This window comes from Paenibacillus sp. FSL P4-0176, assembly GCF_037975265.1.
GTDB lineage: Bacteria > Bacillota > Bacilli > Paenibacillales > Paenibacillaceae > Paenibacillus > Paenibacillus amylolyticus.
The window spans coordinates 5715604-5730368 of the sequence record NZ_CP150242.1; the positions used below are offsets into that span (position 1 = coordinate 5715604).

18 protein-coding genes and 1 other annotated feature are annotated in these 14765 nt (G+C 46.9%); all 18 genes read right to left on the reverse strand.

Translation table 11 applies throughout. The features are described 5' to 3' along the window. Positions 1-59: 59 nt before the first annotated feature. The 18 genes from MKY95_RS26455 to MKY95_RS26540 all read right to left on the reverse strand — a co-directional run bounded on the left by MKY95_RS26455 (position 60) and on the right by MKY95_RS26540 (position 14664). A complete protein-coding gene (locus tag MKY95_RS26455; RefSeq protein WP_017692626.1) occupies positions 60-1346 on the reverse strand; it encodes a homoserine dehydrogenase in 1287 nt (428 codons plus the stop codon). A gap of 58 nt (positions 1347-1404) precedes the next feature. Next, positions 1405-1842: an ACT domain-containing protein gene (locus tag MKY95_RS26460; RefSeq protein ID WP_017692625.1), complete on the reverse strand. Its 438-nt coding sequence runs from the start codon at positions 1840-1842 to the stop codon at positions 1405-1407. 229 nt (positions 1843-2071) lie between these two features. After that, complete coding sequence (obgE, locus tag MKY95_RS26465) at positions 2072-3382, reverse strand: GTPase ObgE (RefSeq protein ID WP_036673545.1); 1311 nt, start codon at positions 3380-3382, stop codon at positions 2072-2074. A 17-nt stretch (positions 3383-3399) separates the two neighbouring features. Further along, on the reverse strand, positions 3400-4197 hold the full coding sequence (locus tag MKY95_RS26470) for a Spo0B domain-containing protein (RefSeq protein WP_235193928.1): 798 nt from the start codon (positions 4195-4197) through the stop codon (positions 3400-3402). Positions 4198-4287: 90 nt separating this feature from the next. Further along, the gene (gene rpmA, locus MKY95_RS26475; RefSeq protein WP_017692622.1) at positions 4288-4599 is read right to left on the reverse strand and encodes a 50S ribosomal protein L27; all 312 of its coding nucleotides are present in this window, start codon (positions 4597-4599) and stop codon (positions 4288-4290) included. A 23-nt stretch (positions 4600-4622) separates the two neighbouring features. Further along, positions 4623-4952 carry a ribosomal-processing cysteine protease Prp gene (locus MKY95_RS26480; RefSeq protein WP_036605912.1) on the reverse strand — a complete coding sequence of 110 codons (330 nt, stop codon included), beginning with the start codon at positions 4950-4952 and terminating at the stop codon, positions 4623-4625. Between the two features lie 14 nt (positions 4953-4966). Continuing rightward, positions 4967-5278: a 50S ribosomal protein L21 gene (gene rplU, locus MKY95_RS26485; protein ID WP_017692620.1), complete on the reverse strand. Its 312-nt coding sequence runs from the start codon at positions 5276-5278 to the stop codon at positions 4967-4969. 14 nt (positions 5279-5292) lie between these two features. Next, positions 5293-5377 (reverse strand) — a sequence feature (ribosomal protein L21 leader region). A gap of 56 nt (positions 5378-5433) precedes the next feature. Continuing rightward, complete coding sequence (locus MKY95_RS26490; protein WP_036605911.1) at positions 5434-6684, reverse strand: Rne/Rng family ribonuclease; 1251 nt, start codon at positions 6682-6684, stop codon at positions 5434-5436. A gap of 106 nt (positions 6685-6790) precedes the next feature. After that, positions 6791-7651: a M50 family metallopeptidase gene (locus tag MKY95_RS26495; RefSeq protein ID WP_076320301.1), complete on the reverse strand. Its 861-nt coding sequence runs from the start codon at positions 7649-7651 to the stop codon at positions 6791-6793. Then, positions 7644-8495, reverse strand: coding sequence for a M23 family metallopeptidase (locus tag MKY95_RS26500; RefSeq protein WP_076320302.1), 852 nt, complete (start codon positions 8493-8495; stop codon positions 7644-7646). The genes MKY95_RS26495 and MKY95_RS26500 overlap by 8 nt, the downstream gene beginning before the upstream one ends. 149 nt (positions 8496-8644) lie before the next feature. Continuing rightward, entirely contained in the window at positions 8645-9439 is a 795-nt protein-coding gene (gene minD / locus MKY95_RS26505) for a septum site-determining protein MinD (protein WP_036605908.1), read from the reverse strand. A gap of 3 nt (positions 9440-9442) precedes the next feature. Beyond that, positions 9443-10105 carry a septum site-determining protein MinC gene (gene minC, locus MKY95_RS26510; RefSeq protein WP_017692615.1) on the reverse strand — a complete coding sequence of 221 codons (663 nt, stop codon included), beginning with the start codon at positions 10103-10105 and terminating at the stop codon, positions 9443-9445. A gap of 74 nt (positions 10106-10179) precedes the next feature. Further along, positions 10180-10713 carry a rod shape-determining protein MreD gene (gene mreD, locus MKY95_RS26515; RefSeq protein ID WP_036673543.1) on the reverse strand — a complete coding sequence of 178 codons (534 nt, stop codon included), beginning with the start codon at positions 10711-10713 and terminating at the stop codon, positions 10180-10182. Next, entirely contained in the window at positions 10713-11585 is an 873-nt protein-coding gene (gene mreC / locus MKY95_RS26520; RefSeq protein ID WP_076253325.1) for a rod shape-determining protein MreC, read from the reverse strand. Before mreC ends, mreD begins: the two co-directional genes overlap by 1 nt. A 185-nt stretch (positions 11586-11770) precedes the next feature. Beyond that, complete coding sequence (locus MKY95_RS26525; protein WP_017692612.1) at positions 11771-12805, reverse strand: rod shape-determining protein; 1035 nt, start codon at positions 12803-12805, stop codon at positions 11771-11773. 183 nt (positions 12806-12988) lie between these two features. Continuing rightward, positions 12989-13678 carry a DNA repair protein RadC gene (radC, locus tag MKY95_RS26530; protein WP_036673540.1) on the reverse strand — a complete coding sequence of 230 codons (690 nt, stop codon included), beginning with the start codon at positions 13676-13678 and terminating at the stop codon, positions 12989-12991. Between the two features lie 37 nt (positions 13679-13715). Further along, positions 13716-14327, reverse strand: coding sequence for a Maf family protein (locus tag MKY95_RS26535; protein ID WP_036673538.1), 612 nt, complete (start codon positions 14325-14327; stop codon positions 13716-13718). Between the two features lie 94 nt (positions 14328-14421). After that, a complete protein-coding gene (locus MKY95_RS26540; protein WP_047841183.1) occupies positions 14422-14664 on the reverse strand; it encodes a DUF4321 domain-containing protein in 243 nt (80 codons plus the stop codon). Positions 14665-14765 lie beyond the last annotated feature (101 nt).

The following is a 14765-nucleotide window of genomic DNA, read 5'->3' on the forward strand; positions in this document are numbered from 1 at the left end:
TATGATTAACTTGTACGTTATAACTGAAATAATTGAGATGCCGTATGGGATAAGGACAATTATCCTTCGACCCGGTAGACACTCTTAATGCGGCGAATGACGCTGAGTGATTCAAAATGTTTTAACACTTTATCCATGCTTGCCTTACTTGCATTATGTGTAACGATAATGATCTCGGCATCCGGGTTGTGCTCATTCGGCTGTTGAACAACCGACGCCAGACTGACATCATATTCTGCGAAAATTTGTGTGATTTGTGCCAATACACCGGCTTTGTCGTCTACGTGTAGTAAAATAAAGTTTTTCGACACGATTTGCTCGTCGCTTTGTAGTCGCTTAATCTTATAAGGCACAATTGCTTTGAGACCGTTCACGCCAAGTTTAAGGTTTTTGGTAACCGCCACAATGTCAGCTACAACCGAAGTTGCCGTTGGGAGTTCTCCCGCACCCGCACCGTAGAACATCGTCTCCCCTACAGCTTCACCGTGTACATATACTGCGTTGAACACACCGTTGACTGAAGCAATCGGGTGATTCTGTCTAACCATTGTCGGCTGAACGCTGATCGTGATCTCATCGCCAATACGGTCCGCAATACCAAGTAACTTCATCTCATAGCCCAATCTTTTGGCATACATAATGTCTTCACGAGTTACGGAGGATATTCCTTTAACGGTTACATCCTTCAACTCCACATTGGTGCGGAAACCGAGTGTACTCAATATCGCCATTTTGCGAGCTGCGTCAAGTCCCTCCACATCGGAAGTTGGATCGGATTCGGCGTATCCCAGAGCCTGTGCTTCAGCCAGCACTTCTTCATAGGATGCACCTTCCTGACTCATTTTGGTCAGAATAAAGTTCGTTGTTCCGTTCACAATCCCCATAATGCGGGTAATCCGATCAGAAGAGAAACCTTCAATCAGCGTACGAATGATCGGAATCCCTCCAGCAACACTCGCCTCATAGAACACGTCACATTGTTTTTCCTGTGCCTTCGCCAAAATCTCTGTACCATGTAGTGCCATGAGATCTTTGTTTGCTGTTACGATATGTTTCCCACGTTCCAACGCTTCAAGAATATACTCCTTCGTCTGATCAATGCCGCCCATAACTTCAACGATGACATCAATATCCGGATGACGAATGACTTCCCAAGGATCTTCCGTAAGCTTGGCACGGTCTACAGCAATAACACGTTCTTTCTCTGTATTTTTCACTGCGATCTTCTCGATGACAATCGGCGATCCAACCTGACTGCTCAGATCCTCCTGATTCCCTTCCACAATGCGAACGACTCCCGTTCCGACAGTTCCCAGACCCAACAATCCGACTTTTACCGGTTTCACTAACGATCTACCCCCTAATGTCTATTCTTGTCCGTCAGTCCTGTATGTTAAAGCCTAATTACCCTTGGCCTACAATACGTGTACGTCTTACTCCAGGCATATCTTGCATTCGATCCAGCATTTCACCAATTTCGCCATGAAGATGTGTCGTTTCCACCGAAATGACAACATTGGCTCTTCCTTGAAGCGGGATACTCTGATTAATCGTGAGTACGTTAGCTCCATAACCAGCTACATGTCCAAGCACACGAGACAAGATCCCCGACTGATGCTCCAGATCAATGGAGATCGTTACAATTCTCTCGCGCTCAAGCTGGTTGATCAGATGAATCCCATCCTTGTACTTGTAAAAGGCACTCCGGCTTAATCCGACCTGTTCAACCGCCTCATGCACTGTTTTAACATCCCCAGAAGCCAGTAGTTCTTTTACCTGCATGGTCTTCACCACTGCCTCTGGTAAAATATCTTCCCGTACTAAGTAATAGCGTTCGTTCACAGAACGTCCTCTCCTCAAAGACTCATGTATTCATATAGTGGACATTATATAGGATCTATAACAAAAGGGCAATACATGACACGCCTATTTTTTGAAATACGTTCCTCACAGTATACAAGTTTATCCCTCTCCCATGTCAGGAAAAAACAAAAAAAACGCAGAGTTGCGGGTCAACTTCCCACTTCTCTGCGTTCCTATATCAATCTGTCTCTCCACGGAAGACGGCTACTTAGTAGTAACTGCTACCTTCCACGAATTCGAATTCAAAGTCTCCAATACGAACGATGGTGCCTTCTACAGCTCCGCGCTTACGCAACTCAGCATCCACACCCATATAACGCAGTGTACGTGCGAGTTTCAGTATAGCCTCGTGCGAGTTCAGTTGCATCCGTTTCATCATGCGGTCAATCTTGGCACTTTCGACAACGAACATTTCGTTCTCACGCACAATTTTGAAACCATCGTCTTCTTTTTTGTCCAGACTGTATACTTTACGTTCAGATACATCTGCTACCTCTTCAACCACTCGCTCGTCTGGAGCCTGATCCAGCAGATCAGCTGCACGATACAGAAGTTCTTGAATCCCTTTACGAGTCAAGGATGAAATTGGCATCACTTCAATATCAGGTTGCACTTCACGAACTTGCTGTAAAAATTGCTCCAGGTTCGCTTCAGAGTCTGGCATATCCATCTTGTTAGCTGCTACAACTTGCGTTCTCTCGGCGAGGAGCGGATTGTACAACTTCAATTCGTCATTGATTTTCTGCCAGTCTTCAAAAGGATCGCGTCCTTCCGAACCCGACATATCTACGACATGAACAATAATACGAGTACGCTCGACATGACGCAGGAACTCATGTCCCAGTCCGACTCCTTCATGCGCACCTTCAATCAGTCCAGGCAGATCAGCCATGACAAAGCTTCGGCCTTCTCCTACACCGACTACACCCAGATTCGGTGTAATGGTTGTGAAATGGTATGCCCCGATCTTTGGCTTGGCTGACGAAACGACAGAAAGCAATGTGGATTTCCCGACACTCGGGAAACCAACCAGACCAACATCTGCCATAACTTTCAGTTCGAGTACGATGTATCGCTCTTGTCCTTCTTCACCGTTCTCAGCAAGTTCAGGTGCAGGATTGTTCGGTGTAGCAAATCGGATGTTCCCTCGTCCGCCCCGACCACCACGAGCAATAACAACCTGTTGACCGTGACGTGTCATATCCGCCAGTACTTCTCCACTGTCTTCATCCAAGATGATAGTTCCTGGTGGAATGCGCACAATCATGTTCTCCGCGTTTGCACCATGCTGACTTTTGTTACGTCCCTTCTCACCACGTGGGGCCTTAAAGTGACGCTGGTAACGAAAATCCATCAACGTACGCAAACCTTCATCCACGCGGAAAATGATGTCAGCTCCTCTGCCTCCATCGCCCCCGGCAGGTCCGCCGTTTGGTACATACTTCTCACGACGGAACGAAATAATTCCGTCCCCTCCATCTCCGGCTTTTACATAAATCTTCGCTTTATCTACAAACATTGGTTAACCCCTTCTTCCTATATTCCACACGGCATTCTGAATTGTATAAACGTATCCTCAGACGGAAACTGCTCCGTTCTGACTTTTTTTCCTTTGAGTACGGCAGTAAGCTGCCGCAGTGTTTCCGGATCGGGTGTTTGATCCCCATCCAGTCGGACAACCACATCTCCATGATCCTGTCCGAAGTTTAAGGTCAGTTTGCGAACCTCTCCCCAAGAAGACCGGCCTCCGCCATATTGATAGGCCCTGATTGCATCAGCAATCGCCCCGGTAAGTGACTCGCCATCCTCGGGAGAGACCAGAGCACTAAGCTGCAACTCATCTTCTATTTCCACATGCAAGTCCAGCGCAATTCCACTGGCACGAAAAGACTGAAGATAAAATACGAGGGAAGGAATACCTAATCTGGAGATTCGGCTTTCTTCTGTAACCCGCTCTTTTATTCTTTCCACACATTGCAAGGATTTATCAAGTTTGCCCAGTCGAAGATATCCATATAACACCTGAAGGTCGTTCATCCAGTCGTGTCGATGATGATTTAATGAAGCAATTGCTGTTTTTTCCATGGATTGTATGATGGCTCTGCGTTCCGCCTCCGCCTGTTTCTTCATCGCATTCACAGAAATGAGCAATACTGCGACGGACCACAATGCGCACACGACGCTTGAGATCATCGCCGGATACAACATAACGAAAACCAAAGGAATCAGAAGTGAACATGCCGCAATCCACGGCACTCTTTTCCAAGATTTCATGGCTTCTCCCCGTTCTACAAAACTCGGTTGGTCTACACCCACCGTAACCAAGTATAACATGTCTCTTCTGCCAGTTCATTATCGAATAACCGTTGAATACAAAAAACCTTCGGCAAAAATGCCGAAGGCTCCTTAGGCGGAATGCCGATATTACGCTTCTACTGCTGCTGCTACAGGAGCAACATTAACAGGGTAGATGCTTACTTTTTTGCGATCGCGTCCCCAACGTTCGAATTTTACAACGCCGTCGATTTTCGCGAACAAAGTGTCATCTTTACCGATGCCAACGTTAGTTCCTGGGTGAATTTTCGTTCCGCGTTGGCGAACGAGAATGCTACCACCAGTTACAGTTTGACCATCAGCACGTTTAACACCCAGACGTTGAGCATTACTGTCACGTCCGTTCTTCGTGGAACCTACACCTTTTTTCGATGCGAATAACTGAAGATTTAATTTCAACATGATTGGTTGTCCTCCTTCTTTGCTTATTTGAATTGCTGTATTTTAATATACTTCCCGTATGACTCTGCAATATTAGAGAGCATAACCACCATGGATTCGAGTAACAATTGTACCTGGGACCAGGTTTCCCCTCTCTCTAACAAAGGTAAAGAACCGCTTAAAAAGCCATTCTTCATCTTGGCATCCATTTCGACACCGGTCAATGTTTCAATCGAGTTCACCGTACCCACTGTAACAGCGGATACCCCGGCACATACGATGTCTTCTCCCCGCTTGGCAAAATTAGCATGCCCTTCAATGGAAAAACGTTCGATGTTCCCGTCCTCATCACGAAAGATTTGAACGATAATCACTTATCGCACCTTCTTTACGCTTTGATTGTTTCGATAGTTACTTTAGTGTACGGTTGACGGTGACCTTGCTTCACATGGTAGTTCTTTTTAGGTTTGTATTTGTATACGATAACCTTTTGTCCTTTGCCATGTTTCTCCACTTTAGCCGTTACAGTAGCTCCAGAAATCAATGGTGTACCTGCTGTCAAACCTTGATCGTTAGATACAGCCAGGACACGGTCGAACGTTACGCTTTCGCCATCGTTCGCAGTCAATTTCTCGATGAACAGAACATCGCCCTCTTGGACTTTGTACTGTTTGCCGCCTGTTTCAATAATTGCGTACATTTGCCTTGCACCTCCTCATGTCTCAGACTCGCCCGTTCTCAGGTGACAGTGTCCTTGCGGAACTGTTCTTATACCCGGCCAGTGCGGTTACAGCATGTGCAAGACCATTAGGCTAAACACATACTTGAAGATTATATCACGCAATATATCAAAAATCAATGCAATGGTGAAATATATCTTTTTCCCGTACCATGACAGGAAGAACACGGCTCCACATAGGGCAACGTACTCTCTTCCCGCACTTTCTTACGGGTAAGTTCGAGCAATCCAAGCTTGGTCCAACCCATTACAAACGCTTTGGTCCGATCCTTCTTGAGCTCACCCTCCAAGGTTGCCGCGACTTCATGCCGATTCGAGGCTTCCTCCATATCAATGAAGTCGACAATAATCATGCCACCGATATCCCGCAGGCGCATCAGACGAGCGATCTCCACTGCTGCCTGTATGTTGGTCTCTGTCACGGTCTCTTCCAGACTGTCACCGCCAGCTCCCGTATATTTGCCTGTGTTCACATCCACTACAGTCAGAGCTTCAGTATGATCAATAACAATGTATCCGCCTCCGGGCAACCACACTTTCCGGGCAAAATCCTTATTCAACTGTTCCTGCACACCATAGGCAGCAAAGATGGATTCTGTTCCCCGATACACCTGTACTTTAGGTTGATGACCAGGACTAATCTCTTCGAGCAATGCTTTTACTTCACGGGCTTGTCCTTCACTATCAGTGATGACTTCGTCACTCCCTGGCGTATACACATCTCTGATGATTCGCTGTACCATGCTATGATCCCGATGCAAGAGGCTTGGTGAAGGCAAACTGTCCGCTTTTTCACGAATCAGATACCACTGCGCGCGTAATGTTTCCAAGTCCGACTTAATGGCTTCATGCTGCTCTTCTCCAGATACGGTCCGAATAATAAGTCCTTCTTCATCCCGCCTCAGTTGCTCCCCAAGTGCCTTAAGACGGGAACGATCCCCTTCACGGGCAATTTTCTTGGATACCGCTACATAGTCAGCAACAGGCATGTAGACAAGCCAACGGCCCGGGAGTGAATAATGAGTCGTCACCCGGGCTCCCTTGCCTCCTACCGGTTCTTTCAGAACCTGAACAATGACTTCCTGACCCGGACGAAGCAACTCCGAGATGGAAGGCTTCACCTTGGGCTGCTTCTCCAGATGGGGATGCAACACATCGTCCACATAGAGGAACGCATTCTTTTTCTGACCAATATCCACAAAAGCAGCCTGCATACCTGGTAACACATTCACGACCCGTCCCTTGAAAAAGGAACCCAGCAGTCCACGATCGCGTGTACGCTCTGCCGTAAATTCCACAGCTTTGCCTTCTTCCAGAAGCGCCATTTGCATGAGGTTATGTTCATTATGTACTATCATTTGTTTCATGGCTTCACCTCTAGAAGACAATTCAAATCATCCACATCCATTTCAGTATCTTTTCAATTCTCATTGTACATATATTAACCCATTTCAGAACAGGTCCACCAGAACACTACAATTTATTACCATTTTGTTGAAAATAGGAACCGATAATCCGTTGCTCAGGCAAGACGGCCATAATTCGACCCTGTCTGTTCATCACATATACCATATGGTATCTTTCTCTCTTTAATAGACGCAAAATAGTGTCCAAAGGTTTCGCCGGGAATGAGATTATTGGCTGCGCCAAACTGCCAGTAGCCGCGTGACGAGCAAACGCACCCTCTCGATTCATCAGAAAACGAATAAAGCGATAGGGCACATTTCGGTAATCCGTTACGTTGGAATAGAACAAAAAAAGGCCGATTAACAGAATGTTGAGCGGTAGGCCGTAGTCTCCAGTAAACCATCGGCTGATAGCATATAAAATAACCCCTACGCTACACAGAATGCTAATTCTGTAAGTCCACATTAATGTTGTATAGTAAGGTGCCCACAGACTGACAAGTGCCTGAACAACTTTACCTCCGTCCAGAGGAAGTACAGGCAGCAGATTAAATAGGGCAATGAGCAGGTTCCCCTGAATGATATAGTTGAGAAATACCGGATCGCCCAGATTGCCATACTGCAACAGCATAACCACGCCAACCATCAGGATGTTTTGTAATGGACCAGCCAGAGCAATCATGATTTCCCGGTAGGCCGTGATCGTACCTCCATCTTCGATAACCGCAACTCCTCCAAAAGGAAGCATCTGGATCGACAAGACACGATAGCCCAGAAGTGCCGCTGCCGCAGCATGTCCACATTCATGAATGAATACGATAGCAAACAACGTAATAAGTTCAATAAAATGTCCAGTCAGAAGGGAGGCCATCATGATAATTACAAAAAACGGATGAAACGTAATACGGACTCCCCACACCCTAATCAAGGGCAACAACTTCCGCCGGGTCTACGTACTCCTCCCCCTCTTTGACTGCAAAATAGAGCGTGGCCGGTTGTTCACCACCCGTAGCCTTGAGACTACCCACTGGATTCCCCGCTTCCACCCAATCATTCACGCTCACTTCACTTTCGTTCAGCCGACCGTATATTGCCGTGACATTGCCTGTATGTTGGATGACAACTGTGAATCCACTTGCTGCATCTCCGATAACCTCCATTACACGCCCAGCATCAGAACTTGCGACCTGTATAAGTTCTGCACCTGCGGCATCCGGAACGATCTCAATTCCCTTCATGCTCAGCGCAAATGGCTGAACCACCGTGCCTGAGATCGGTTTGCCCAGCAACTGCCTTACTTTCAATCCGTTCACAGCATCCGTCGTATGTCCGAGGACCGGAAGAAACGAAGGCGTTCCTCCAAAATGCCGTTCATACCAAGCCGCTGCTGAGGCAAAATCCATATCCCGATGGAGTGCATCCGCAATTACTGTTTTGGGTGATGTCGTCCACGATGTATCCAACTGAAATAGACCCCATACTCCGCCAAATATCAAAGCGCTAATAACCGTCCGTTTGAGAAGTGACTTGAACAGGTTAAATCTCGAATGCCCCCCTGGAACGAAATGACCATTCTCTTTTTTCCACAACCATTCCGGATCTCTTTCCTGTGTCCCCTCACTAGGCGGCGTAAATGGTTTTGGGTGTATGATCTCATTCTTGTCCAACAGTGAACCTAATTTCTGCTCCTGTAAGACCTCCACAGTGGCACCATCCATCAGTCGCCGAATGCGTTCTTCTCGTCTCTGCTTGATTCTGAGTTTCGTGTTCATGGAATGTCCTCCCGCCGAGGCTTGTTTACTACATCCTATGAAGAGGTGGTCGATAATATGAACAAGCCTGCCCGCAGGTAACAAAAAAAGCCGGGCTATAAGCCACGGCTGTCATGTAATCAGATAATGAATAAGTCCATTTAAATGAGTTAACCCATTCCGAGGAACTTTTTGAAACGAGTAAAAGCACCCTTTTTCTGCTCCAGCTGCATCAATGGGACCGTATCTCCCAGAATGCGTCGTGCAATGTTGCGATACGCAATTGCCGCAAGTGAATCCGGATTCATGACCGTAGGTTCTCCTGAATTGGCCGCTTTGATGACCAGTTCATCATCAGGCACGATGCCAATCAGGTCAATATTAAGTACTTGTAAAATACCATCGATATCTAACATGTCACCCGATTTAACCATATTATTGCGAATTCGATTCACCACCAGCTTTGGTGATTGAATGTGCGAACTCTCCAGCAGGCCGATGACACGATCCGCATCACGCACTGCAGCATTTTCCGGTGTAGTGACCACGATGGCCTGATCTGCTCCTGCTACCGCATTTTTGAAACCCTGCTCTATGCCGGCTGGGCAATCAATAATGACGTATTCAAAATCTTTTTTCAATTCAAGGATAATATCCCTGACCTGTTCTGGCGACACTGAGTTTTTGTCTCTCGTCTGCGCCGCAGGCAACATGTATAATTCTTCGAAACGCTTGTCTTTGACCAAAGCCTGATTCAGACGGCAGCGGCCGTCCGCAACGTCGCACAGATCGTAAATAATACGGTTTTCGAGTCCCATCACGACATCCAAATTACGAAGGCCGATATCGGTATCTACCAGACAAACCTTTTTGCCGAGCAGCGCCAGCGCTGTCCCGATGTTTGCCGAGGTGGTTGTTTTACCCACGCCGCCTTTACCCGAAGTGATCACGATCGCCTCTCCCATGAGCTACACTCCTTTAAACACATTAAAATCTCGGCGTAACCGAACGATATTGCTCATTTTGTCTATCTGCATCTGATTGTCCTGTAAGTAAGCAAATTCCATTCCGGTCTCTCGGCTCTCCCATTCATCGGGAGGACGACTGATGATATCCGCAATCCGTAGCTGCGTCGGTGCAAATACCGAAGCGGCAATGATCGCTTCCTCGTCCCCGCCAATTCCGGCATGAGCCATACCTCTGAGTGAACCCAACACATATATATCTCCGGTACACGTCACTGTGCCCCCCGGATTGATATCCCCAAGAAACAGGAGATTTCCTTCATGATGAAGCACCTGACCTGAACGCACCATACCACACATGGTTACAATCGGCGGTGGTCCTTTAACCTCCGGTTGGAGTGCAGGTGAGTCGATGGATCGAATAAGCAAATTCCCTTTTTGCTTCAATATATCGAGGATTGCTTCTTTCTGGTCCTCTGTCACTTCGCGGGCACCCAACTTGATATCCACATGAACAATCGGTCCGGTCAAAATATTTTGATGGCTGTGTTCCAGCTTATAGCGGAGCTCATAGAGCAATTCCTCGAATTCACATTGATCGTCCAACAGGAAAACCAGGCCGTCTCGGATGCCTTTAATCGTTACGTGATTCGATTTTACCGTCATAAGCCTGTCCCTCCCATCTCATTACATTTCGTGCCCGGGGCCCCAAGTTCCTGCTTTGCGCTCCATAAATGTATTTAGGAAGCTTCTTCTGTCTTGCTCCGTCTCTTGCCGATCCGCTCCAGTTGTTTCCGAAGCGGGACATAAATGATCAAGGCAAACACAAAATGAATGAACAAATTAGGAATCATGTATTCAATCAACGCCCAGTCAAAGGTCACGTGGTTAAGTTGGAAGAGCTTGTACAGGAAAAATAGCATGGTGTCATTAAGCAGACTTCCCAAAATGACAACCGATACCATAACCGGCAGTGGTGCACGTGGTGCTTGAAAAATGAGTCCCATCATATATGCCGATAATCCCATGGAGAATCCATAAGGTCCAATCATCTCGCCGTAGAATACAACGTCATGCAATAGTCCAAAAAATATACCGAGTACTAGTGCCGTGTGACGATGATGATATACAGCGATAAACAAAATTACGATATAGACCAGATTGGCAGAAATACGCATCTGCCAGCCAGAAGGGATGAGCAGCGGCAAAATTGTGCCTTCCGCAATGAACAAAAGGAATAGTAACAGGAACAAAACTTGCTTACGTGTTACCATTATTCTTTTACCTCAGGCGGGATAATGACAATCAGCTCTTTCCAGTCAAGGAAACTTGCGTATGGTTTGATAATCGCAGTTCGCGTTAAACCGTACTCCCCAACTTCAACCTTTTCCACTTCACCAATCCGCATGTACTTCGGAAAATTGTTAATAATTCCGGAGGAGATAATCTCATCATCCTCTTTGATATTAGAATCCTCCGAGATCTTGGTCATTTTGAGCATGCCCGTCTTCGGATCATAACTCTCAATCATACCAAATACTTTCTCCTTACCTACTGCCGTTGCTGCAATGGCATTGGATGTTGGATCATTGGCGTCCATGGACGTTAACAGATTAACCGTTGATGTATATGAGCTGACATGACTGATCACGCCGACCAGCCCTTCCTGGGAGGTAACGGCCATCCCCGGCTTGATTCCCGCATTTTCACCGATATCAATGTTAATGGTTCTGCTGTTTGGATCCGAATTGGCACTGATAACCTGAGCAATTCGTGAACCGTAATTATAGCGATTCTTCTGTTCTTCTGTGAAATTGAGCGCTTTCTGAAGCTGCTCATTCACTTGCTCCATATCATTGTACTTCAGTCGATCCCGGGTATAGTGACCCATCGCGATGCGGAGCTCTTCATTCTCTTCATATACCGTACGCATGTTCGCTACATCTTTGAAAAAGCCCGCTACATAGGAAGCGGGCTTGTAAAATACGTATTGTACAAATCCAACTGAATCCTTCAGGAATTTCTCCGGCCAGGATAGAGTGGTTCGCGGACTGAGCGTAAAGCCCATTAACGCGATAAATGTAACAAGGCCCACCAGCAAAACAAAAAGTCTTTTGTTGCCTAGCAGTTTAAACAGTTCGAACACCCTCTAACATCCATATTCTCTTCCGAGCCATGCCCGGCGGGGAGACTGTCAGACCTGTAGTCCCTGCGAGAATATCAGCCGATCCTCCCCTGTTAAGCGGGTAATAGCTCATCCCCGGGGTTAACCGGGTCCTCTATAAAGATATCTTGCCACTTGGTCGCTATGCCAAGTTAGGCAAATACCAATTAACGTTTGGAACGAACTGCAGAACTGCTTCTGCTTTTGAACAAATGAATATTCTCTAGCGCTTTACCTGTTCCGATTGCTACACAATCCAGCGGGTTCTCAGCCACAATGACAGGCATTCCTGTCTCACCAGCGAGAAGCTTGTCCAGGTTGCGAAGCAACGCCCCACCACCTGTAAGAACGATACCCCGATCCATGATATCGGCTGCAAGTTCAGGCGGGCATTTTTCCAGTGTTACTTTTACCGCTTCAACAATTGCATTCACCGTATCAGCCAGCGCTTCACTGATCTCGTCCGAAGTAATCGTAATGGTCTTCGGCAGACCTGTTACAAGGTCACGTCCACGAATTTCCATCGTTTCTACTTGTTCCAATGGCATTGCTGATCCGATGTCCATCTTCAATTGCTCCGATGTACGCTCACCGATCATGAGATTGTATTGGCGTTTGATGTACTGGATAACGGATTCATCCATCTCGTCACCTGCTACACGAACCGAACGGCTCGTTACAATACCACCAAGAGAGATAACAGCCACTTCCGTTGTACCGCCACCAATATCGACAACCATACTACCCGTTGGTTCCCATACAGGCAGATCTGCACCGATTGCAGCAGCAAAAGGCTCTTCAATCGTATAGGCTTCACGTGCTCCAGCCTGTTTGGTTGCATCTTCAACCGCACGTTGTTCTACTGCTGTGATCCCGGATGGTACACATACCATCACGTTTGGATGACGCTGGAACATAGAGCGTTGTTTTTGCGCCTCACGGATGAAATATTTGATCATCGTTGCCGTTGTATCAAAATCGGCAATAACGCCATCTTTCATTGGACGAATGGCACGAATGTTCCCTGGTGTACGTCCAATCATTTTTTTGGCGGCTTCACCTACTGCCTCGATGCTATTTGTATCTGTCCGTATAGCGACAACCGAAGGTTCTCGCACCACAATTCCTTTTCCTCGTACATAAACCAACGTATTTGCTGTCCCCAAGTCAATACCCAAATCTTTCGTAAAACCACCAAACATAACATAATCTCCTTTTCTGCCTCATATAGCCGCTCCATTCTGATCCAGAGCGTAATAATTTTATTCCCACGTAATACGTGGAGCTAATATTTGCATTTGTTTTTTTGCATTTGTAAAGTGAACCTATCTTTTACGGACAACGCCGTTAACATTCATAGGAAAACATCAACGCCAACCATTATATTATACTAAGCCCTTCTCCTTCAAACTTACGTACGTTCCATCTCCGATAATAATATGATCAAGCACGTCAATGCCAACAATAGCGCCTGCTTCAATCAGTCTCTTGGTTATTTGGATATCCTCCGGACTGGGCGTAGGATCACCACTCGGATGGTTGTGTGCGCACACAATCGATGCGCTGCTGCATTTGATGGCAGCCCGGAACACTTCACGTGGATGTACAATCGAAGCGTTAAGGCTGCCCATGGAGAGTGTTTCCTGGGCAATAATATGATTTTTGCTATTCAGAAAGAGACACACAAAATGTTCTTTTTGCAAATAACGCAATTGTTCCATCAGGATATCAGCTGCATCACGCGGTGTACGAATTGAAGTCGACTGTGTGAGTCTGCTTTTGGCAATCCGATGACCCAGCTCAATGCCAGCTTTCAATTGCACAGCCTTGGCATTGCCGATCCCTTTCATCGCGGTCAGTTCTTCCAGACTCAAATCCATCAACGAGCGAATGCCACCCGCTTCGGCCAGAATCCGCTGTGCCATATGCACCGCGGATTCCTGTCTTGTGCCTGTTCGAAGTAAAATTGCCAGCAATTCAGCATGGCTTAAGGCGCCCGCCCCGTATTCCATCATGCGTTCTCTCGGGCGTTCTTCCTGGGGGATGTCGCGCATCATGTATTGAGGCGACTCCATATGTTCCCTCTTTTCATTTCACAACATTTGGCTTCATTCATGTTCGTGGCAACACATGTACGCCGAACCCGTCCAACATATCACTTAACAAAGATAGCGGCAAGCCAACCACATTAAAATAACATCCTTCAATGCGGTCGATCAGTGAAGCACCAATGCCCTGAATGGCATATGATCCTGCCTTATCTGAAGGCTCACCTGTCTGCACATAAGCACGGATGGTCGCATCCGACAGCTCTTTCATCGTTACATCGGTCTGGCGGTAATGAACTAACGACTGTCCATTGCCCGCATCAATACAAGCGACGCCCGTAAACACCCGATGTACGCGGCCCTGCAGCCGGGATAACATACGTTCAGCATCCGCTTCGTCTAAGGGTTTGCCTAGAATCTCACCATCCAGAACAACAACGGTGTCACTACCAACAATAATGGCTTCCTGCTCGCGGCCTTCAAGCCCGCGATACACGGCAAGCGCCTTGCGCAAAGCAAGTTCCTGTACCGTCTGTTCAGGTGTCCACTCTGGTGGTGTATCTTCATTGGCATGACTTGGTATTACATCAAACGCTAGGTGGAGTGATGCGATCAGTTCTTTGCGCCGAGGCGATGTGGAGGCCAGAATAATAGGGCGCTGTTGTGTGTTATCCAAAATGAACGGCTCCTTATGCCACGGCAACATCCTGTCCGGATCACGATAATAGATGTCACTGGTTTAATTTTTTTCGTCATAACTCGTCATTCTCCTACAGTCTGCGATAAAGCCACACAGCGGCAATCATACCGATCAGACTCAGAAGGCTCATTTGAAATTGAAGTGAAATATCATAACTGATAATATCCAGATCAGCCTGTGGCGACCAACGTATGGTCGTGGCTTTCGTAAGAAAGGCTACTGCCTTTACAGGCTGCAGTGCCTTGGCGATCCACGCTCCGGCCATCCAGCCGAGCAGCAGAAACAGCAATAACATGCCGAAGTTTTTTTTCATCGGTAATCTTCCCTCGCCATTTTTTGACACCCACATTATTATACGGGGTTTTGTACGTCAATACAAACACAAATCCGGCAAGGGGAACTATTTCCAGTTCC

What these genes read in the sequence shown, in the direction of transcription:
- obgE (WP_036673545.1), bottom strand. Translation starts at nt 3,382, where the DNA reads ATGTTTGTAGATAAAGCGAAGATTTATGTAAAAGCCGGAGATGGAGGG.
- MKY95_RS26470 (WP_235193928.1), bottom strand. Translation starts at nt 4,197, where the DNA reads ATGTTATACTTGGTTACGGTGGGTGTAGACCAACCGAGTTTTGTAGAA.
- rpmA (WP_017692622.1), bottom strand. Translation starts at nt 4,599, where the DNA reads ATGTTGAAATTAAATCTTCAGTTATTCGCATCGAAAAAAGGTGTAGGT.
- rplU (WP_017692620.1), bottom strand. Translation starts at nt 5,278, where the DNA reads ATGTACGCAATTATTGAAACAGGCGGCAAACAGTACAAAGTCCAAGAG.
- MKY95_RS26490 (WP_036605911.1), bottom strand. Translation starts at nt 6,684, where the DNA reads ATGAAACAAATGATAGTACATAATGAACATAACCTCATGCAAATGGCG.
- MKY95_RS26500 (WP_076320302.1), bottom strand. Translation starts at nt 8,495, where the DNA reads ATGAACACGAAACTCAGAATCAAGCAGAGACGAGAAGAACGCATTCGG.
- minD (WP_036605908.1), bottom strand. Translation starts at nt 9,439, where the DNA reads ATGGGAGAGGCGATCGTGATCACTTCGGGTAAAGGCGGCGTGGGTAAA.
- minC (WP_017692615.1), bottom strand. Translation starts at nt 10,105, where the DNA reads ATGACGGTAAAATCGAATCACGTAACGATTAAAGGCATCCGAGACGGC.
- mreD (WP_036673543.1), bottom strand. Translation starts at nt 10,713, where the DNA reads ATGGTAACACGTAAGCAAGTTTTGTTCCTGTTACTATTCCTTTTGTTC.
- MKY95_RS26525 (WP_017692612.1), bottom strand. Translation starts at nt 12,805, where the DNA reads ATGTTTGGTGGTTTTACGAAAGATTTGGGTATTGACTTGGGGACAGCA.
- radC (WP_036673540.1), bottom strand. Translation starts at nt 13,678, where the DNA reads ATGGAGTCGCCTCAATACATGATGCGCGACATCCCCCAGGAAGAACGC.
- MKY95_RS26540 (WP_047841183.1), bottom strand. Translation starts at nt 14,664, where the DNA reads ATGAAAAAAAACTTCGGCATGTTATTGCTGTTTCTGCTGCTCGGCTGG.